The organism is Streptomyces sp. YIM 98790, assembly GCF_011421595.1.
In the GTDB taxonomy this organism is placed as follows: Bacteria; Actinomycetota; Actinomycetes; order Streptomycetales; family Streptomycetaceae; genus Streptomyces.
In genome coordinates this window covers 1-18,533 of the sequence record NZ_WTLH01000123.1, presented here as the reverse complement: position 1 = coordinate 18,533, position 18,533 = coordinate 1, and the positions used below count along the sequence as shown (strand labels likewise).

At 74.1% G+C, this 18,533-nt stretch carries 16 protein-coding genes, 1 pseudogene and 1 riboswitch; of the genes and pseudogenes, 8 read left to right on the top strand and 9 right to left on the bottom strand.

Annotation, left to right across the window (positions count from 1 at the left end):
* Positions 1 to 73 precede the first annotated feature (73 nt).
* The gene (locus tag GQS09_RS19270) at positions 74 to 1,063 is read right to left on the bottom strand and encodes a glucosyl-3-phosphoglycerate synthase (protein ID WP_165987938.1); all 990 of its coding nucleotides are present in this window, start codon (positions 1,061 to 1,063) and stop codon (positions 74 to 76) included.
* Between the two features lie 123 nt (positions 1,064 to 1,186).
* A riboswitch (SAM riboswitch) is annotated at positions 1,187 to 1,328 on the top strand.
* On the opposite strand from GQS09_RS19270, the gene thrC reads away from it, so the two are divergent.
* From thrC to GQS09_RS19245, 5 genes are all read left to right on the top strand, one after another.
* A complete protein-coding gene (gene thrC, locus GQS09_RS19265; protein ID WP_165987936.1) occupies positions 1,322 to 2,695 on the top strand; it encodes a threonine synthase in 1,374 nt (457 codons plus the stop codon). (Overlaps the previous riboswitch by 7 nt.)
* A 122-nt stretch (positions 2,696 to 2,817) precedes the next feature.
* On the top strand, positions 2,818 to 3,096 hold the full coding sequence (locus GQS09_RS19260) for a MoaD/ThiS family protein (protein WP_165987934.1): 279 nt from the start codon (positions 2,818 to 2,820) through the stop codon (positions 3,094 to 3,096).
* Between the two features lie 545 nt (positions 3,097 to 3,641).
* Positions 3,642 to 3,845 carry a cold-shock protein gene (locus GQS09_RS19255; RefSeq protein WP_004986573.1) on the top strand — a complete coding sequence of 68 codons (204 nt, stop codon included), beginning with the start codon at positions 3,642 to 3,644 and terminating at the stop codon, positions 3,843 to 3,845.
* A 419-nt stretch (positions 3,846 to 4,264) separates the two neighbouring features.
* Positions 4,265 to 5,893: a chaperonin GroEL gene (gene groL, locus GQS09_RS19250; RefSeq protein WP_165987931.1), complete on the top strand. Its 1,629-nt coding sequence runs from the start codon at positions 4,265 to 4,267 to the stop codon at positions 5,891 to 5,893.
* A 203-nt stretch (positions 5,894 to 6,096) separates the two neighbouring features.
* Positions 6,097 to 7,449 carry a phosphoribosyltransferase family protein gene (locus tag GQS09_RS19245; RefSeq protein WP_165987930.1) on the top strand — a complete coding sequence of 451 codons (1,353 nt, stop codon included), beginning with the start codon at positions 6,097 to 6,099 and terminating at the stop codon, positions 7,447 to 7,449.
* Positions 7,450 to 7,508: 59 nt separating this feature from the next.
* Here GQS09_RS19245 and murQ read toward each other — a convergent pair whose 3' ends face one another.
* Positions 7,509 to 8,483, bottom strand: a complete 975-nt coding sequence (murQ, locus tag GQS09_RS19240; RefSeq protein ID WP_165987940.1) for an N-acetylmuramic acid 6-phosphate etherase — start codon at positions 8,481 to 8,483, stop codon at positions 7,509 to 7,511.
* 191 nt (positions 8,484 to 8,674) lie between these two features.
* On the bottom strand, positions 8,675 to 9,625 hold the full coding sequence (locus GQS09_RS19235) for a MurR/RpiR family transcriptional regulator (protein WP_165987928.1): 951 nt from the start codon (positions 9,623 to 9,625) through the stop codon (positions 8,675 to 8,677).
* A gap of 218 nt (positions 9,626 to 9,843) precedes the next feature.
* On the opposite strand from GQS09_RS19235, the gene GQS09_RS19230 reads away from it, so the two are divergent.
* Positions 9,844 to 10,122: a DUF4031 domain-containing protein gene (locus tag GQS09_RS19230; RefSeq protein ID WP_165987926.1), complete on the top strand. Its 279-nt coding sequence runs from the start codon at positions 9,844 to 9,846 to the stop codon at positions 10,120 to 10,122.
* Positions 10,123 to 10,160: 38 nt separating this feature from the next.
* Here GQS09_RS19230 and GQS09_RS19225 read toward each other — a convergent pair whose 3' ends face one another.
* Positions 10,161 to 10,823, bottom strand: coding sequence for a metal-dependent phosphohydrolase (locus GQS09_RS19225; RefSeq protein ID WP_165987924.1), 663 nt, complete (start codon positions 10,821 to 10,823; stop codon positions 10,161 to 10,163).
* A 130-nt stretch (positions 10,824 to 10,953) separates the two neighbouring features.
* On the opposite strand from GQS09_RS19225, the gene GQS09_RS19220 reads away from it, so the two are divergent.
* Positions 10,954 to 11,676: a copper homeostasis protein CutC gene (locus tag GQS09_RS19220; RefSeq protein WP_165987921.1), complete on the top strand. Its 723-nt coding sequence runs from the start codon at positions 10,954 to 10,956 to the stop codon at positions 11,674 to 11,676.
* Between the two features lie 52 nt (positions 11,677 to 11,728).
* Here the strand turns inward: GQS09_RS19220 and GQS09_RS19215 are convergent, their stop codons facing one another.
* Complete coding sequence (locus GQS09_RS19215) at positions 11,729 to 13,909, bottom strand: AAA family ATPase (RefSeq protein WP_165987918.1); 2,181 nt, start codon at positions 13,907 to 13,909, stop codon at positions 11,729 to 11,731.
* Between the two features lie 410 nt (positions 13,910 to 14,319).
* Between GQS09_RS19215 and GQS09_RS19210 the strand changes: the two genes are divergently transcribed.
* On the top strand, positions 14,320 to 14,553 hold the full coding sequence (locus GQS09_RS19210) for a hypothetical protein (protein ID WP_207958025.1): 234 nt from the start codon (positions 14,320 to 14,322) through the stop codon (positions 14,551 to 14,553).
* A 106-nt stretch (positions 14,554 to 14,659) separates the two neighbouring features.
* On the opposite strand, the gene GQS09_RS19205 is transcribed toward GQS09_RS19210, so the two are convergent.
* The 4 genes and pseudogenes from GQS09_RS19205 to GQS09_RS19190 form a co-directional block, all read right to left on the bottom strand.
* Complete coding sequence (locus GQS09_RS19205) at positions 14,660 to 16,324, bottom strand: DNA repair helicase XPB (RefSeq protein ID WP_313896220.1); 1,665 nt, start codon at positions 16,322 to 16,324, stop codon at positions 14,660 to 14,662.
* Positions 16,293 to 16,502, bottom strand: coding sequence for a PT domain-containing protein (locus GQS09_RS31025; RefSeq protein WP_165987914.1), 210 nt, complete (start codon positions 16,500 to 16,502; stop codon positions 16,293 to 16,295). The genes GQS09_RS19205 and GQS09_RS31025 overlap by 32 nt, the downstream gene beginning before the upstream one ends.
* Before the next feature lie 24 nt (positions 16,503 to 16,526).
* Positions 16,527 to 17,990 carry an acyl-CoA synthetase gene (locus GQS09_RS19195; protein WP_165987913.1) on the bottom strand — a complete coding sequence of 488 codons (1,464 nt, stop codon included), beginning with the start codon at positions 17,988 to 17,990 and terminating at the stop codon, positions 16,527 to 16,529.
* A gap of 246 nt (positions 17,991 to 18,236) precedes the next feature.
* Positions 18,237 to 18,533: pseudogene (locus tag GQS09_RS19190) on the bottom strand (WYL domain-containing protein); the annotation flags it as partial.

Here is an 18,533-nt window from a genome sequence, read left to right as displayed (position 1 = left end):
CGGCCCGCACGCGGCCCGCACCGCGGTGCCTCGCCGGGCAGGGCGCGCCACGCCGCGGCCTGCCCGGCGGGGGCTACGCCGCGACGCGCCCGGGCTTGTGGGCCATGTACTCGGGAACGGTCACCAGCGGCGGGCGTTCCACGGTGTCCACGGGGTGGTGGCGGGGGGCGAAGCCACCACCCGGAATCCGCTGGAACTGGGTGATCCCGGCGCGCACCGGCCCGGCCCCGGGCAGCCTGGCCTGTGCCGTGCGGTAGATGGTGGCGGCCATCCGGCCCAGGGCCTGTCCGTCCTGGTTCCGGTGGCGGCGCACGCCCACATCCACCTGGGCGATGGCATCCAGCCCCATCAGGTTCAGGGTGTCCACCAGCAATCCCAGCTCCACGCCGTAACCGACGGGGAACGGCAGCTTTTCGAGCAGCGACCGCCGGGCCGCGTACTCGCCGCCGAGGGGCTGCACCACACCGGCCAGCTCCGGCCAGTGCAGGTTGAGCAGCGGGCGGGCGACCAGCTCGGTCACCCGGCCGCCCTGGCCCGGACCGGCCTGGTCGGGACCGACCTGCTCGGCGCCGAGCGGGCGGTCGTACATGGCCTTGACCAGGTGCACCTCCGATTCGGTGAGAAGAGGTCCGATGATTCCGCTGACGAACCGCGAGTCGAAGTCCCGCAGGTCGGCGTCGACGAAGGCGACGATCTCGCCGCTCGCCGCGAACAACGACCGCCACAGGACCTCCCCCTTGCCGGGGCGGGCCGGCATGCGGGGCAGGATCTCGTCGCGGTGCACGACTTTGGCGCCCGCCGCGGCGGCCACCTCGGGGGTCCGGTCGGTGCAGCCCGAGTCCATGACCAGGATCTCGTCGACCAGATGCACGCGTTCCACCAGGTCCCGCCGGATCGACTCGACGATCGCGCCGACGGTCGCCTCCTCGTTCAGGGCGGGCAGAACCACGCTGACGGTGCCTGCCGGACCCGCCGCCCGCTTTGCGGCCACCAGCTGTGACAGCGGACGGTCGGCGGCAGTCCAGGAACGGCTGCTCAGCCACACCTTCGCCTCTTCCAGCACGTGTCGCTCCTCGGTGTCTCGGGGATTGGACGGGGTCGAGTCATTGTCGGGGCCGTCGGTTACAGTCTTGAGCAACGCAGGTGACCTCCGCATATCGGGGGGCCGCGTTCGACAAACGCATAACGCTCATCCAGAGGGGCAGAGGGAACGGCCCGGTGAAGCCCCGGCAACCCTCCCGCCGGTCTCGCGGTCAGAAGCGAGGTCCCCGGTCGGGGAAGGTGCCAATTCCGTCCTGTGGCGAAAGCCGTCACGGGGAAGATGAGGAGAGAGGGCCTCGCACCCATGTCTGATCCGACCACGCCTGCATCCACCGCGACCGGCACCACTTCTCCGGGGGGCTCGGGCGCTGCCGCCGGCTCCGTTGCCGCGGGCGCCACGCCCGGCGCCGATCTGGGATCCGCCGCGGCGCTTTCCTGCCGGGAATGCGGTCAGCGTTATCCACTTAGCCCGATCTTCGCATGTGCGGAGTGTTTCGGCCCGCTGGAGATTGCCTACGAGCTCCCCAGCGGGGACCCCGAGGGCCTGCGGGCCCGCATCGAGGCCGGTCCCGGCAGCATCTGGCGCTACGCCGAGCTGCTGCCGGTGCCCGCCGACGTGGCCGGAAAGCCCAACCTCAACCCCGGCATGACCCGCCTGGTGCGGGCCGACCGGCTGGCCGCCGAGCTCGGGGTGAGCGGCGAGCTGCACGTCAAGGACGACTCCGGCAACCCGACGCACTCCTTCAAGGACCGGGTGGTGGCGATCGCCGTGGAGGCCGCGCGGGCCTTCGGCTTCACCACCCTCTCCTGCTCCTCCACCGGCAACCTGGCGGGCGCGGTGGGCGCCGCGGCGGCCCGGGCCGGCCTGCGGTCCTGCGTCTTCATCCCGCACGACCTGGAGCAGGGCAAGGTGGTCATGGCCGCGGTCTACGGCGGTGACCTGGTGGCCATCGAGGGCACCTACGACGACGTGAACCGCTTCTGCTCCGAGCTGATCGGCGATCCGGCCGGCGAGGGCTGGGGCTTCGTCAACGTCAACCTCCGCCCGTACTACGCGGAGGGCTCCAAGACCCTGGCCTACGAGATCTGCGAGCAGCTCGGCTGGCGGCTGCCGGACCAGCTGGTGGTGCCCATCGCCTCCGGTTCCCAGCTCACCAAGATCGACAAGGGGCTGCGGGAGCTGATCGCGCTGGGTCTGGTGGAGGACCGGCCCTACAAGATCTTCGGCGCCCAGGCGGCCGGCTGCTCCCCGGTCTCCCAGGCCTTCAAGGCGGGGCACGACGTGATCCGCCCGGTGCGGCCGGACACCATCGCCAAGTCGCTGGCCATCGGCAACCCGGCCGACGGACCCTACGTGCTGGACATCGCCCGGCGCACCGGCGGCGCCGTGGAGGACGTCACCGACGACGAGGTGGTGGACGCCATCCGGCTGCTGGCCCGCACCGAGGGCGTATTCGCCGAGACCGCGGGCGGGGTGACGCTCGGCGTCACGCGGAAGCTGCTCAAGGAGGGTCTGCTGGACCCGGAGGCCACCACCGTGGTGCTCAACACCGGCGACGGGCTCAAGACGCTGGACGCGGTGGCACCGGTCAGCCGGCCGACCGCCGTGATCCGGCCGGATCTCGCCGCTTTCCGCGCGGCCGGTCTGGCCTGAAGCCGCCCCTTCTGCTCCGCCCCGCCGGGGCCCCTGCCCGCCGTGTCCGGGCCGTCGCCCGGCGCTGCCTCCGTCCCGCCCCTGCCACCCCTGCCAGGCATGCCAGAACGAGGAGAACTGCCATGAGCGTGACCGTCCGGATCCCGACCATCCTGCGCACCTACACCGGCGGAGCCGCCGAAGTGACGGCCGAGGGATCGACGCTCGCCGAGGTGCTTGCCGATCTGGAGAAGAACCACACCGGAATCGGTTCCCGGGTGCTGGACGACACCGGCAAGCTGCGCCGATTCGTGAATGTCTATGTGAACGACGACGACGTCCGGTTCGCCGAGGGGCTGCAGACCCCGACCCCGGACGGTGCCGGTGTCTCGATCATCCCAGCGGTGGCGGGCGGCTGCTGAGCGGCCGCGGGGCGCCGCGGCGCCGTGGATCGTACGCCCCGGGGCGGTTGTGTCCCGGGGCGTCCGTCATGCCCGGGTACGGCACGCCCGGGGCGCGCTAGAGTGGCGGTCCGGGCGAGAGGCCCCGCCCCTGCCCGGACCGGGGACGTTCCGCAGGGGAAGGGCGTTCCCCGCGGTGCCCGTGTGCCATTGGCATATGAATTCGCGTCATATCGACTGGGAAAGTGCTGCACCATTTGCCGGTTTGGCCGCCTTGATCCTGCCCGATAGGCGTTATTTTTTCGTGACATAGCGGACTTTGACGGTTCTGCCGTCACAAGAATTGTCGTTCAAATGACCTGTTGCATACGGCGGTCGGCCGGATACATTCAGCGGCGGTCGACGCGTTCTGGCACACACCCCCTTCGGCCGGGTGTGAGGTCTGAGGTCTGACCCGGGTCCGCGAAGTGCGGGCTCGTGAAAGGGCCAGTAATAGGGGAGTTTGGAATGGCTCAGGGCACCNGAAGTGCGGGCTCGTGAAAGGGCCAGTAATAGGGGAGTTTGGAATGGCTCAGGGCACCGTCAAGTGGTTCAACGCGGAGAAGGGCTACGGCTTCATCGCGGTCGACGGTGGTGCGGACGTGTTCGTCCACTACAGCGCGATTCAGATGGACGGCTACCGCACTCTGGAAGAAGGGCAGCGGGTCGAGTTCGAGATCTCGCAGGGCCAGAAGGGTCCGCAGGCCGACATGGTGCGCGTCACCGCCTGAACATCGCCAGCCGCCGCACCACTCACCGAGGACCCGGGCGCCCGTCCCACAACGGGCCCCGGGTCCTCGCCCCGTTCCGGGCCCTCCGCCTCATCGGCGCCCTCCGGGGCAGCAGCTTGCGCCCGCCGCGCCCCCGGCCACCACCCCTCATCGGCGCCCTCCGGGGCAGCAGCTTGCGCCCGCCGCGCCCCCGGCCACCACCCCTCATCGATGCCCCTCCGGGGCAGCAGCTTGCACTCTCGGGGCTCGAGTGCTAATCATGGGCGTTAGCACTCTATGAGTGAGAGTGACAGACAGGACCGGGTCGGTGAGGTCCGCCGGCCGGTGGAGGCAAGGAAGCCACCGGGCTGCGGGCCGTCCGTCGCGGGCGCCAGCGCGGTCCGGAGCAATCCACCCCGCATCTGGGAGGACCATCTCACATGGCCAAGATCATCGCGTTCGACGAGGAGGCCCGGCGCGGCCTTGAGCGCGGGATGAACCAGCTCGCCGACGCCGTCAAGGTCACACTCGGCCCCAAGGGCCGCAATGTCGTGCTGGAGAAGAAGTGGGGCGCCCCCACCATCACCAACGACGGTGTCTCGATCGCCAAGGAGATCGAGCTGGAGGACCCCTACGAGAAGATCGGCGCCGAGCTGGTCAAGGAAGTCGCCAAGAAGACCGACGACGTCGCCGGTGACGGCACCACCACCGCCACCGTGCTGGCCCAGGCCCTGGTCCGCGAGGGCCTGCGCAACGTGGCCGCCGGCGCCAACCCGATGGCCCTGAAGCGGGGCATCGAGAAGGCCGTCGAGCAGGTCTCCGAGGCACTGCTCGGCCAGGCCAAGGAGGTCGAGACCAAGGAGCAGATCGCCTCCACCGCCTCCATCTCCGCCGGCGACACCCAGATCGGCGAGCTGATCGCCGAGGCCATGGACAAGGTCGGCAAGGAAGGCGTCATCACCGTCGAGGAGTCGCAGACCTTCGGTCTCGAGCTGGAGCTCACCGAGGGCATGCGCTTCGACAAGGGCTACATCTCCGCCTACTTCGCCACCGACATGGAGCGCATGGAGGCGGAGCTGGAGGACCCCTACATCCTCATCGCCAACTCCAAGATCTCCAGCGTCAAGGACCTGCTCCCGCTGCTGGAGAAGGTCATGCAGGCCGGCAAGCCGCTGCTGATCATCGCCGAGGACGTGGAGGGCGAGGCCCTGTCCACCCTGGTGGTCAACAAGATCCGCGGCACCTTCAAGTCCGTTGCCGTCAAGGCCCCGGGCTTCGGCGACCGCCGCAAGGCCATGCTGGGCGACATCGCCATCCTCACCGGCGGCCAGGTGATCTCCGAGGAGGTCGGTCTCAAGCTGGAGAACGCCTCCCTGGACCTGCTGGGCCGCGCCCGCAAGGTGGTCGTCACCAAGGACGAGACCACCATCGTGGACGGTGCCGGTGACAGCGAGGCCGTGCAGGGCCGGGTCAACCAGATCCGGGCCGAGATCGAGTCCTCCGACTCCGACTACGACCGCGAGAAGCTCCAGGAGCGGCTGGCCAAGCTGGCCGGCGGTGTGGCCGTGATCAAGGCCGGTGCCGCCACCGAGGTCGAGCTGAAGGAGCGCAAGCACCGCATCGAGGACGCGGTGCGCAACGCCAAGGCCGCCGTCGAGGAGGGCATCGTCGCCGGCGGTGGCGTCGCCCTGCTCCAGGCCACCTCGGTGTTCGAGAAGCTGGACCTGGAGGGCGACGAGGCGACCGGTGCCGCCGCCGTCAAGCTGGCCCTGGAGGCCCCGCTGAAGCAGATCGCCATGAACGCGGGCCTGGAGGGCGGCGTCGTGGCGGAGAAGGTGCGCAACCTGACCCCGGGCCACGGCCTGAACGCCGCCACCGGCGACTACGTGGACATGATCGCCGAGGGCATCATCGACCCGGCCAAGGTGACCCGCTCCGCGCTGCAGAACGCCGCCTCCATCGCGGCGCTCTTCCTCACCACCGAGGCCGTCATCGCCGACAAGCCGGAGAAGGCCGCCGCGGGCGCCGAGGCCGGTGCCGGCGGCATGGGCGGCGGCATGGACTTCTGAGTCCGGGCCCGACCGTCCCGTCCCGTCCCGGGTACGGCCGACGCCGACAGGGGCGGTGTTCCGCGCAGATCCGCGCGGGGCACCGCCCCTGCGGCGTTCTCCGGGCCCGTACGCGCCGCCCCGGCGGGGCCGGGCCGGAGGCACGGGTGGAGCGGGCGAAAACGGGAACCTGCCGAGGGAGGCGGAACAACGGGAGGCTTCCGATGCGGTTCGTCAATCGTGAGGACGCCGGCCGGGAACTGGCGGGCCGGCTCCGGCACCTGCAGGACCGCGACCCGGTGGTGCTGGGCCTGCCGCGCGGCGGCGTGCCGGTGGCGTTCGAGGTCGCCCAGGGACTGGGCGCGCCGCTCGACGTGCTGGTGGTGCGCAAACTGGGCGTGCCGTTCCAGCCCGAACTGGGCTTCGGTGCGGTCGGCGAGGACGGCGCCAAGGTGATCAATCCCGAAGTGGTCGGCATGGCCCGGCTGGACGAGGACGACATGGCCGAGGTGGAGCGGCTGGAGCGCGCCGAACTGGAACGCCGGGTGCGCAGCTACCGCGGCGACACTCCACGGGAGGAACTGGCCGGCCGGACCGCCGTCATCGTGGACGACGGCATCGCCACCGGCTCCACCGCGCGCGCCGCCTGCCGGATCGCCCGCACCCAGGGCGCCGCGCACGTGGTGCTGGCCGTGCCGGTGCTGCCGGCCGGCACGCCCGAGCAGCTCCTCCAGGACGCCGACGAGGTGGTCTTCCTCAGCGCCCCCAGCGGCTTCGGCTCGGTCGGCCAGTGGTACGAGGACTTCGCCCAGACCGAGGACCGCGAGGTCGTGGAGCTGCTGAACCGGGCCGCCGCCGCGGCGCACAAGACCGCGCCGCGCAGCGAGGGCCCGCACCCCGGGGCCTGGGACCGGCCCACCGAGCGGCGCGAGGTGGAGATCGGGCTGCCCGGGCCGGAGGAGCCGGTGCTCCCCGGGGAGCTGGTGCTGCCGCACCACGCGCCGGTGGTGGTGGCCTTCGCCCACGGCAGCGGCAGCGGCCGGCACAGCCGGCGCAACCGCTATGTGGCGGAGGTGCTCCAGCGGGCGGGCCTGGGCACGCTGCTGTTCGATCTGCTGACGGAAGAGGAGGAGCTCGACCGGAACCTGGTCTTCGACATCCCGCTGCTGGCCGGGCGGCTGGCCGGGGCCGGCCGGTGGGCGCACGGCGAGACGGGGCTGCCCGTCGCGTACTTCGGTGCCAGCACGGGCGCGGCGGCGGCGCTGCGCGCGGCGGTGGAGGACCATCCGGCGGCCGTGGTGTCCCGGGGCGGGCGGCCGGATCTGGCCGGGGAGACCGCGCTGGCGGCGGTGCGGTCGCCCACGCTGCTGATCGTCGGAGGCCAGGATCACATGGTGCTGGAGCTGAACGCGCAGGCGGAGCGGAAGCTGCGCTGCGAGAAGCGGCTGGAGGTGGTGCCCGGGGCCACGCATCTGTTCGAGGAACCGGGCGCGCTGGAGCAGGTGGCGCAGCTCGCCCGGGACTGGTTCGCCGCGCATCTGCCCAGGGCCGGGGCCGGCGCCCGCGCCGCGGCGTAGCCCTCGGGGCCGGACACCGCTCCCGCCTCCCGGGCGCGGGGCGGCGCTGCCCGTCGCCGTCAGGGGCGCCGGACGGCGTGCAGGGCGGCGCGCAGGTGGCCGCCGGACTCGGTGAGCAGGCGTTCCGCGGTGTCCGCGTCCACCCCGCCGAGGAGGGCGAGGATGGCGTTCTTGGTCTCGCCGCCGGTGGCGGTCAGCGCCCGTTCGATGTCCTCGGTGGAGGCGCCGGTGGCCAGCGAGACGATCCGGCGGGAGCGGGCCCGCAGCTTCTCGTTGGAGGCGCGGACGTCCACCATCAGGTTCCCGTAGGTCTTGCCCAGCCGGATCATGCTGATCGTGGAGATCATGTTGAGCACCAGCTTCTGCGCGGTGCCCGCCTTGAGCCGGGTGGAGCCGGCGATCAGCTCCGGGCCGACCACCACCTCGATCGGGTGCTCGGCGGCGGCGCTGAGCGGGGTGTCCGGGTTGCAGGACAGCCCGATGGTCAGCGCGCCCCGGCGGCGGGCACAGGCCACCGCGCCGACCGCGTAGGGGGTGCGGCCGGAGGCGGAGACGCCGACCACCGCGTCGTGCTCCGTCAGGCCGAGCGCGGCGAGATCCGCCTCGGCGAGTTCCCGGCTGTCCTCCGCGCCCTCCACCGCGGCCACCATGGCCTCCCGGCCGCCCGCGATCAGCCCGATGACCTCTTCCGGGGCGGTGTTGAAGGTGGGCGGGCACTCGCTGGCGTCCAGCACGCCGAGCCGGCCGGCGGTGCCGGCGCCGCAGTAGACCAGCCGCCCGCCGCGCGCCATGCGGGCCGCGACGCCGTCGATGGCGGCGGCGATCTGCGGCAGCTGGGCGGCCACCGCGGCGGGCACGGCCGCGTCTTCGCGGTTCATCACCCGGGCGATGTCCAGGGTCGTCCGCCGGTCGATGTCGGCGAGATCGGAGCGGTACGCCTCGGTGGTGAGGGCCTCCAGCTCGGACTGGAGGCGGCCGGAGCCGGCCGGAGTGCGCGGGGTGTGCGGCGGGGGAGTGGACGGCACGGAGGGCATGGAGGTCATGGCGTCGCGACTTCCTCAGACGAGTGGACGGGCGGCTCGGAGAAAGTGGAGGCGGCGGCTGGCTCGGTTCTGCTCCGGGCCGGGCGGCGGGCGGCCTGCGGACGGGGTCGGTGCGGAACGGGCGGAACGGGCGGTGGGGGGACGGCGGTGCGGGCGGTCGGGCGGTGCGGAGGCGGGTCGGGTCAGCGGCTGGAGTCGCGGGGGGAATGGCGGTGGGCCAGCGCCTCGTAGCTGGCGTGCAGTGCGGGCGCGGCGGCTTCGTAGGTACGCTGCGCCACGCCTATGAACAGGCAGTCCACGACCAGGAGCTGGCTGGTGCGGCTGGACATGGCGGCGGGCCGCAGCTCGCTCTCCCGGGCGGTGGAGGTGGTCAGCACGTGGTCGGCGTACTGGGTGACCTCGCCGTCCGGCCGCCCGGTGACCGCGATGGTGGTGGCCCCGTGGTCGAAGGCGGCCTGCAGCGGCTCGATCACGTCCACCGTGCGGCCGGAGTGGGTGATGGCGATCGCCACGTCCCCGGCGCGGAGCTGCACCGCGCCCGTCACGGCCAGGTGCGGGTCGGCGTGGGCGTGCGCCACCAGGCCGATGCGCAGCAGCTTCTGTGCCAGGTCCTGGGCGACCAGGGAGGAGGCGCCGACGCCGTAGACGTCGATCCGGCGGGCGCCGACCATGGCGGCCACGGCGGCCTCCAGCTGGGCGACGTCCAGGGAGGCGGCGGTGTCGGCCAGGGTCTGGCGCTCGTCCTGCGCCAGCTTGGTGACCACCTCGCTCATCGGGTCGTCCACCGAGATGTCGGTGGTGAGGGCGGGGGCGGCGCCGGACGCCTGCTGGGCGGCGAGGCCGGCCAGGGCCAGGCGCAGATCCCGGTAGCCGGGATAGCCGAGCAGGCGGGCGGTGCGGACCACGGTGGCCTCGCTGGTGCCGGTGCGCTCGGCGAGGCCGGTGACGGTCAGGGCGGCGCAGCCGGCCGGGTCTCCGGCCACGGTCTCGGCGACGCGCTGCATGGAGCGGGTCATGGAGGGTGCCATGGTGCGCACCTTGGCGGCCAGCGCGCCCGGCTCGGGCGGGGCCGGACGGGGCACCGCGGGTGCGGGGCGCGACCGGCCGCTGCGCCGGGCGAAATTTTCCTTCATGGCATTCCTCACAGGTGAAAGGTATTTTCGGTGGGGAGGGTGCGTCAACCCCTGGGGGGTCATGGTGGTGGGATGGCCGCGTTCCCCGTCAAGTGGGCGATCAAGGGCGCCGGACGGCGCGGGCCGGGAGCGCGGACACGGCTGCGGACGGCGATGCGGGTGCGGGTGCGAATGCGGATGCGGATGCGGACACGAGGCAGGCAGGGACAGGGGGCGGCATGACCGTCTACATCGATCCCCCGGACTGGCCGGGCCACGGCCGGTACTGGTCGCACCTGGTGAGCGACGAATCCCTGGCGGAGCTGCACGCCTTCGCGGCGCGGCTGGGCGTGCCGGCCCGTGCCTTCGACCGCGACCACTACGACATCCCCGCCGAGCGCTATCCGGATGCCCTGGCGCTCGGCGCGGCGCCCGCCACCAGCCGGGAGATCGTCCGCCGGCTGCATGCCGCGGGGCTGCGCCGCAGGCGGCGCCGCGCCCCGGGCACCGGGGCCTGACCGGGGGCGCCGGGCGGCGGGCCGCGGAGGGCCGCCGGTCACCGGGTGAGGAGTTCGAGTTCGGCGGTGAGGTTGTAGCGGGCGGTGGGCTCCCAGTGCCGCACGGCGTGCGGGGTGCGGTAGAGGCGGGGGTGGGAGAGCAGCCGGCGCAGCACCTCCGCGCGGCCGGCGCGGAACGCCTCCGGGGGCACGAAGCCGTACTCCCGGCGGACGGCCGCGGTGTAGGCGGCGTACTCCTCGGGCGGGTAGCCGAGCACCGCGAGATCGGCGTCGCACAGCGCCTCGCCATTGGTGTCACCGGTGGCCGGGTCGTGGTCCGCGGTGAGCCGTACCAGCCGCGCCACCTCGGCGGTGAGCTCCGGTCCGGCGCCCGCGCCGGGCAGGGTGCGCTCGGCCAGCCGGGCGCTCTCCTCCTCGTCGGCGGTGCCCGTGGCCGCCGGGTCGTAGACCGCGTCGTGGAACCACGCGGCCAGGGCCACCGCCGCCGGGTCCGCGGCGTGTCCGCGCAGCCCGGCCTCGTCCAGGTGGCCGAGCACGGCCCGCAGATGGCCGGTGGTGTGGTAGTGCCGCTGCGGCTCGGCCCAGCGGCGCAGCAGGCCGGCGGCGAGTGCGGCGGCGCCGGGGGCCTCGCCCAGCAGCGCGGTGAACCGCCCGGCGAGTCCGGCGTCGGGGGCTGCGGCAGAGGTGCGACCGTCGGTCATGGGCCCATTCTCGCCAATCCGCCCGGCGCCGCGCCGCGGTGGCGCCGGAACGGTCCCCGCGCATCCGGTGGCGGTTCCGGAATCCGGGACGGTCTTTCTCCCGGCAGTGGTCTATGCCAGCATGTGCAACATGTCTAGACCACTTCTTGAGGTGATCGCCCTCGACGCCGAGGACGCCATCGCCGCACAGTCCGGAGGCGCCGACCGCCTGGAGCTGGTCACCGAGATCGCCGCCGACGGACTGACGCCCGCCGTGGAGACCGTCGCCGCGATCCGGGACGCCGTCGCCCTCCCGCTGCGCGTCATGCTCCGCCCCGGTGACGGCTTCCGCACCGGGGGCCCGGCCGCCCTGGACGGCCTGTGCGCCACGGCCGAGAAGCTGTGCGCCGAGGGCGCCCGGGAATTCGTGCTCGGTTTCCTGGACGCCGACGGCCACGCCGACCTCGGAGCCATCCGCACGCTCACCGGCGTGCTGGGCGAGGAGGCCCGCTGGACCTGCCACCGGGCCATCGACCACAGCGCCGACCGGTCCGCGCTGCGCGCCCGGCTGGACGGCTTCCCCGGTCTGGACACCTACCTCACCGCCGGCTCGGCGGCCGGCGTGGACCACGGCATGGCGGTGCTGCGCGGCGAGGCGGCGCGCACCGCGGCCGGCGAGCCCGGCTACCTGCCGCGGCTGATGGTCGGCGGCGGGCTGCGGCTGGAGCATGTGCCGGAGCTGCTGGCCGCCGGGGTGGACGCCTTCCACATCGGCGGCGCGGCCCGCCCGCGAGGCTGGTCCGGGCCGGTCACCGCCACCGCCGTGGCCGCCTGGCGCACGGCCCTGGACGACGGAGCTGCCGCAACGGCCTGAGCGCTCGCCGGGCACCGGGCGGCCCGGCCCGCCGCCCGGTCCCGTCCCGGCCTCAGCCGGCGGTCGTTCCGGCGGTCGTTCCGGCGGTCGTTCCGCCGGCCAGCGGCGCCGGCAGGGGCGCCGAGTGGAGCACGGTGAGGCCGGAGACGGCGCGGGTGAGGGCGACGTAGAGGCGGCGCAGGCCGGTGCGTGCGTCCGGCTCGCCGGCCACCACCGCGGCCGGCTCGTCCAGCACCACATGGTCGTACTCCAGCCCCTTGGCCAGCGAGGCCGGGACCAGGGTGAGGCGGGTCCGCTCGCCGGTCTCCATACCCGGACTCAGATGGTCCAGCCCCGCCGCCGCCAGCGCCTCCGCCAGCTCCGGCACCCGGGCGTCCGCCGCGATCAGGCCGACCGAGCCCTCCCGGTCCAGCGCCTCGCGGCAGGCGTCCAGCACCGCCGCGTCCAGCCCGGCGGCGTCCGGGACGTGGCGCAGCCGCAGCGAGCCGGCGGCCTCCCGGACGGAGGTGGCCTCGGCCAGACCCGGCGCGATCGCGGGCAGCAGCCGGGAGGCGTAGGAGATCACCTGCCGCGGCACCCGGAAGCCGCGGGTCAGCTCGACCACCGCCGCCTCCGGCTTGCCCAGATGGGTCAGGGCCTCGGCCCAGCTCGCGGTGGCCCACGGTGTGGTGCCCTGGGCCAGATCGCCCAGCACCGTGGCCGAGCCGGTGGAGCAGCGCCGGCCCACCGCCCGGTACTGCATCGGCGACAGGTCCTGCGCCTCGTCCAGCACCACATGACCCAGCGACGGGGTGCGCTCCACCAGGTCGCGGGCCTCGTCGATGAGCACCGCGTCCGCCGCCGACCAGGGGGCGGACCTCACCGAGCGGACCGGACGCTCCCACAGCAGGAGCCGCTGCTCCTCGGCGGTGAGGAGCCCTTCGGCCTGCTCGGCCAGGAAGCCGGGATCGGACAGCAGCCGCAGCACCAGCTTGTGCGGGTCGACCGGCGGCAGGGCCGCCTTCACCGCCGCCTTGACCGGGGCGCTGCGCGCCACCGCCGCCTGCACCCGGTCGTCCGGGGCCTCCCCGGCGCGCTCCATCTGCACCAGCACGGCGTGCGCGATGCGCTGCGGCAGGGCCTCGCGGGCGGCGCCGTAGCGGATGTCCCGCTCCAGCAGTTCGCGCACGATCTCCGCCAGTTCGTGGGCGGGGACGCTCCCCCAGGCCCTGAGGGACCGGGAGGCACCCCCGAGCCGGGTGCCGCGGGGCACCACCACGCCCTCCTCGGGGAGGCGCACCCCCGAGCGCACCGCGCGGCGCAGCAGCTCCGCCATGCGCGCGTCGCCCTTCAGCCGGGCGGTCTCCGCCGGGTCGGTGCCGCGGATCTCCACCCCGTCGGCCACCAGTTCGTCCACCGTGGCCTGCTTCACCTCCAGCTCGCCGAGGGCGGGCAGCACCTGTTCGATGTAGCGCAGGAAGGAACGGTTGGGGCCGATCACCAGGGTGCCGGTGCGGGCCAGCCGCTCCCGGTGGGCGTAGAGCAGGAAAGCCACCCGGTGCAGGCCGACCGCGGTTTTCCCGGTGCCGGGCGCGCCCTGCACACAGACCGTCACGGCGACCGGGCCGCGTACGATCTCGTCCTGCTCGGGCTGGATGGTGGCCACGATGTCCCGCATCGGGCCGACGCGCGGGCGCTCGATCTCCCGGCGCAGCAGCTCGCCGGCGCCGCTGTCGTCCGCGTCCGGATCGGAGAGGTGTTCGTCCTCGTAGGCGGTCAGCTCGCCGCCGTCGTAGCCGAACCGGCGGCGCAGCGCGATGCCCTGCGGGTCCTGGCGGGAGGCCCGGTAGAAGGGGCGGGAGACCGGGGCACGCCAGTCGATGACCATGGGGTCGCCGGAGGCGTCGTGGACGTGGCGGCGGCCGATGTAGAAGCGGGTGCCGGTCTCGCCCTCGGCGTCGAGCGCGTGGTGGTAGTCCAGGCGGCCGAAGAACAGCGGGGTGCCGGCCAGGTCGGCCAGGGCCTTGATACGGGTCTCCACATCCCGGCGCAGCACCTCGGCGGAGACCCAGGTGGCGGCGACATCGGAGATGTCCAGCGCCTCGGCGTCCTCCCGCATGGCCCGCAGCGCGGCACGGGAGGCGGCCAGATGGGCCCGCTCGGCATCGAGCGGCGACTCGGAGGGAACGGAGGGTGTGGACGGTACGGATGGGGCGGACACGGGAGAGCCTCCGGCGGCGACGGTCACGGGCATTCGGTCACCCGGGCGCACGCGCGGAACCGTCCGGCAGCCGTGGCCGTGGCCCGCGGCTGCCGGACGGTGTGGTGCGTGCGAAAGGGGTGATTCCATGCCGGCCGGTTCCCGAACGGCCGGCGCCTCCGTGTGCGGCGGAGGCGGCAGAAGCGCGAGCCTAGGACGAGGCGCGTCCCCGGCGCAAACGGTTAATCACGGGCCGCACCCGGGCGGTCCCGGCTCCCCGGCGGGCCGGGACCGAGGGTTCCCGGAGACGACCCGCACCCGACCCGGAGGTGACCCGGAGCGATCCCGGAGCGATCCCGGAGAAGCCCCGAGCCGGGCGTCAGACCGGGGGCTGACCGGCGGAAGCCGGACATTCCGTCCGCAGACCGATGCCCCCGGCCCGCCCCCGGTCGCACCCTGGAACCATGACCACCACATCACTGCACGCCCGGGGGACCGGCGCTCCCGGGACCGGCAGCGGGGCCACCGCCCTGCCCGACGGGCACCGCCACCGCCGCCACTGGCTGGGCGACGCCCTGCGCGCCGTCCGAGTCTTCGGCTCCGCCGCCGCCGAGGTGGTGCTGCTCGGCCGGATCGACGACCCACCGGGCCGCGCAGGCGGCGGCGTCCCGCCGCGGCGGGACGCGGACCAGCCGTGACGCCCGGCCGCCCGGCCACCGGAGCCGGTCCCGGAGCCGTTCCGGCAGCCGGGCCGGGACATCCGGCAGGACCCCGGTGCACCTGCGCGCGGAGTCCCCGGACCGCCTACATCTCCGGTTCCGGGGCCTCGGAGGCGGGCAGTTCGCTCGCGTCCACGATCCGGTACGCGTAGCCCTGTTCGGCCAGGAACCGCTGCCGGTGGGCGGCGAAGTCCTGGTCCACGGTGTCCCGGGCCACGACCGAGTAGAAGCGCGCCTCGTGCCCGTCCGCCTTGGGGCGCAGCACCCGGCCCAGCCGCTGGGCCTCCTCCTGCCGGGAGCCGAAGGTGCCCGAGACCTGGATGGCCACCGTGGCCTCCGGCAGGTCGACGGAGAAGTTCGCCACCTTGGACACCACCAGTACCTTCAGTTCGCCGGAGCGGAAGGCGTCGAACAGCTTCTCCCGCTGGGCGTTGCTGGTCACGCCCTTGATCACCGGGGCGCCCAACTGCTCCGCCAACTCGTCGAGCTGGTCGATGTACTGGCCGATGACCAGGGTCTGCTGCCCGCTGTGCTGCCGCACCAGCCGGCGGGTGACCCGCATCTTGGCGTCCGTGGTGGCGCAGAAGCGGTACCGCTCGTCCGGCTCCGCCATGGCATAGGCGAGCCGTTCGCTCTCCGTGAGATCGACCCGGACCTCCACGCAGTCCGCCGGGGCGATGTAGCCCTGGGCCTCGATCTCCTTCCACGGCGCGTCGAACCGCTTGGGGCCGATCAGCGAGAACACATCCGACTCCCGGCCGTCCTCCCGGACCAGGGTGGCGGTCAGGCCGAGCCGCCGCCGCGCCTGCAGATCGGCGGTGAACTTGAACACCGGCGCGGGCAGCAGATGCACCTCGTCGTAGATGATCAGGCCCCAGTCGCGGGAGTCGAACAGCTCCAGATGCGGGTAGAGACCCTTCCGCCTGGTGGTCAGCACCTGGTAGGTGGCGATGGTGACCGGCCGGATCTCCTTCCGGGCGCCGCTGTACTCGCCGATCTCGTGCTCGGTCAGCGAGGTGCGGCGCATCAGCTCGGCCTTCCACTGCCGGGCCGAGACGGTGTTGGTGACCAGGATCAGGGTGGTGGACCTGGCGGTGGCCATGGCCCCGGCCCCGACCAGGGTCTTGCCCGCGCCGCAGGGCAGCACCACCACGCCGCTGCCGCCGTGCCAGAAGCCGTCCACCGCATGCCGCTGGTAGGGGCGCAGCGCCCAGCCGTCCTCGACCAGCTCGATCGGATGCGCCTCGCCGTCCACGTAGCCGGCCAGGTCCTCGGCCGGCCAGCCCAGCTTGAGCAGGGTCTGCTTGATCTGGCCGCGCTCCGAGGGATGCACCGCCACGGTGTCGGGGTCGACCCTTGCCCCCACCAGCGGCTGCACCCGCTTGGACCGCAGGACCTCCTCCAGCACCGGGCGGTCGGTGGTGGTGAGCACCAGGCCGTGCGCGGGGTGTTTGGTGAGGGTGAGCCGCCCGTACCGGGACATGGTCTCGGCGATGTCCACCAGCAGTGCCTGCGGCACGGGGTAGCGGGAGTGGCGCAGCAGCGCGTCCACCACCTGCTCGGCGTCGTGCCCGGCGGCCCGCGCGTTCCACAGGCCGAGCGGGGTGACCCGGTAGGTGTGGATGTGCTCCGGCGCCCGCTCCAGCTCGGCGAACGGCGCGATGGCCCGCCGGCACTCGGCGGCCCCCTCGTGGTCGACCTCCAGCAGCAGCGTCTTGTCACTCTGCACAATCAGCGGCCCGCCGCTCACCGGCATCTCCTTCGCTTCCTTCGCTTCCTGCGCTCGCTGTCCGCTCGCCCGTCCGCTCGCGCGTCGGCTCGCGCGTCGGCTCGCGCGTCGGCTCGCGCGTCGGCTCGCGCGTCGGCTCCGTCGCCTCATCGCCGCGTCGCTCCGTCCGGCGGCGCCGCCCGGCCTCCCAGTCTCCCATCCCGCGCGCGGTTTCCCCGGGGCGTCAGGCCGCCGGGGTGGTCAGGGCGGTCTTCTGCACCTTGCCCATGTGGTTGCGGGGGAGACCGGTGACGAAGCGGATCTCACGGGGGCGCTTGTGGGCCGAGAGCTGTGCGGCCACATGCCGGATGAGCTCCTCCGCACCGGCGTCGGCACCGTCCTTCCGCACCACGAACGCGACGATCCGCTGGCCGAGGTCGGGGTCGGGGAGGCCGACGACGGCCGTCTCGGCGACGGCCGGGTGGCCGAGCAGGGCGGCCTCGATCTCCCCGGCCCCGATCCGGTAGCCGCCGGACTTGATCAGGTCCGTCGATCTGCGGCCCACGATCCGGTAGTGGCCCCCGGCGTCCACGGCGGCGACATCGCCGGTGGGGAACCAGCCGTCGGCGATGAGCGGGTCGGGGCGGCCCAGGTAGCCGTCGAACAGGGTGGCCCCGCGCACCTGGAGGTCGCCGGGGGTGGAGCCGTCGGCGGGCACCGGGCGGCCCGCGTCGTCCACGACGCGGGCCTGCACGCCGCGGATCGGGGGGCCGACCCAGCCCGGCCGCCGCTCCTGGTCGGCCCGCTGGGCGAGGGTGATGATCGTCTCCGTCATGCCGTACCGCTCGACCGGTGTCCGGCCGGAGAGGGCGGCCAGGTCACGGGCGACCGGGAGCGGGAGCGGGGCGCTGCCGGAGACCAGCAGCCGTGCCGGGCCGAGCGCCCGCGCGGCGGACGGCTCGGCGGCGATCCGGGACCAGACCGTGGGCACCCCGAACAGCAGGCTCCCGCCCCGGCCGGTCACCGCCTCGGCGTAGGCGGCCGGCTTCGGCCGGACGGTGTGCACCAGCGGGCTGCCCACCCGCAGCGCGCCCAGCACGCCCAGGATCAGGCCGTGCACATGGAACAGCGGGAGGCCGTGCACCAGCACGTCGTCGGGGGTCCAGGCCCAGGCGTCGGCCAGGCCGTCCAGGCCGGCGGCGACCGCCCGGCGGGACAGCAGGGCGCCCTTGGGCGGCCCGGTGGTGCCCGAGGTGTACATAATCATGGCGGTGGACCCGGCCGGCGGCTCGGGGTACGACGCGGACGAGCGGGCACCGAGCTCCACCGGGACCGCCTCGACGGGGAGATCCTCCGCCGGTTCGCCCAGCCACAGCGCGGCCCGGGAGTCGGCGAGCAGATGGGCGCGCTCGGCGGCGCCCGAGTCCGGCCCGACCGGGACCACCGGCACCCCGGCCAGCAGACATCCGGTGACCGCGACGACGGTGCGCAGATCGGCGGCGGCCCGCACCGCGACGGCGGGGGCGCCGTGCACCCGGCCGGCGACGGCGCGTGCCGCCGCGAACAGTTCCTCGCGGCCCAGGGCGGCATCTCCCACGGTCACCGCGGGCCCGTCCGCGGCCGGGTGCGGAGGCAGCAGCGGGCCCTCGGGACCGGCCTCGGGACCGGCCAAGGGGCCGGCTCCCGGGACGTCGGCGGGAATCGTCATGAGTGGTCCTCCTCGGTCGGTCGTGCCTCGGACGGGACGGATGCGGAGGGTCGGTCGTGCGCCGTGCGCCGTGCGGTCGTGCGGCCGTGCGGTCGTGCGGTCCCGGCGTTCGCCGTACCGGGCGGCGCGCCCGGGGCGTGGGCCGGGGACGACGGAGCCCGGTGCGGGCGGTCGCGGAAGCGGGTCCGCGGCAGGCCTCACGCACCGGACGGGGCCGGGATGCCGGAACGGACCCGGCGGCCCGGGTCACGGCTCGGTGGTCAGTTCGGCGGCGCCGGTAATGCGGTGCAGGGGATAGGTGCGGATCTCCTCGGCGGTGTGGTCGAAGGCGGTGACCAGACCGCCCTCCACCCGCACCGGGGCCAGCACCCGCTGGCCGGCCACGCCGTCCGCGCCCACGTAACCGATCCAGACCAGGCCGCCGTTGTGCGCGGCGGCGCGCAGCGTGGACAGGGTCTCCGCCGCGGGCCTGCGCGGCACTTCCCGCTCCGCCGGCACCGGGGCCCCCGGGCCCCCGGGCCCGCTGCCGGGCGCCGCCGCCGG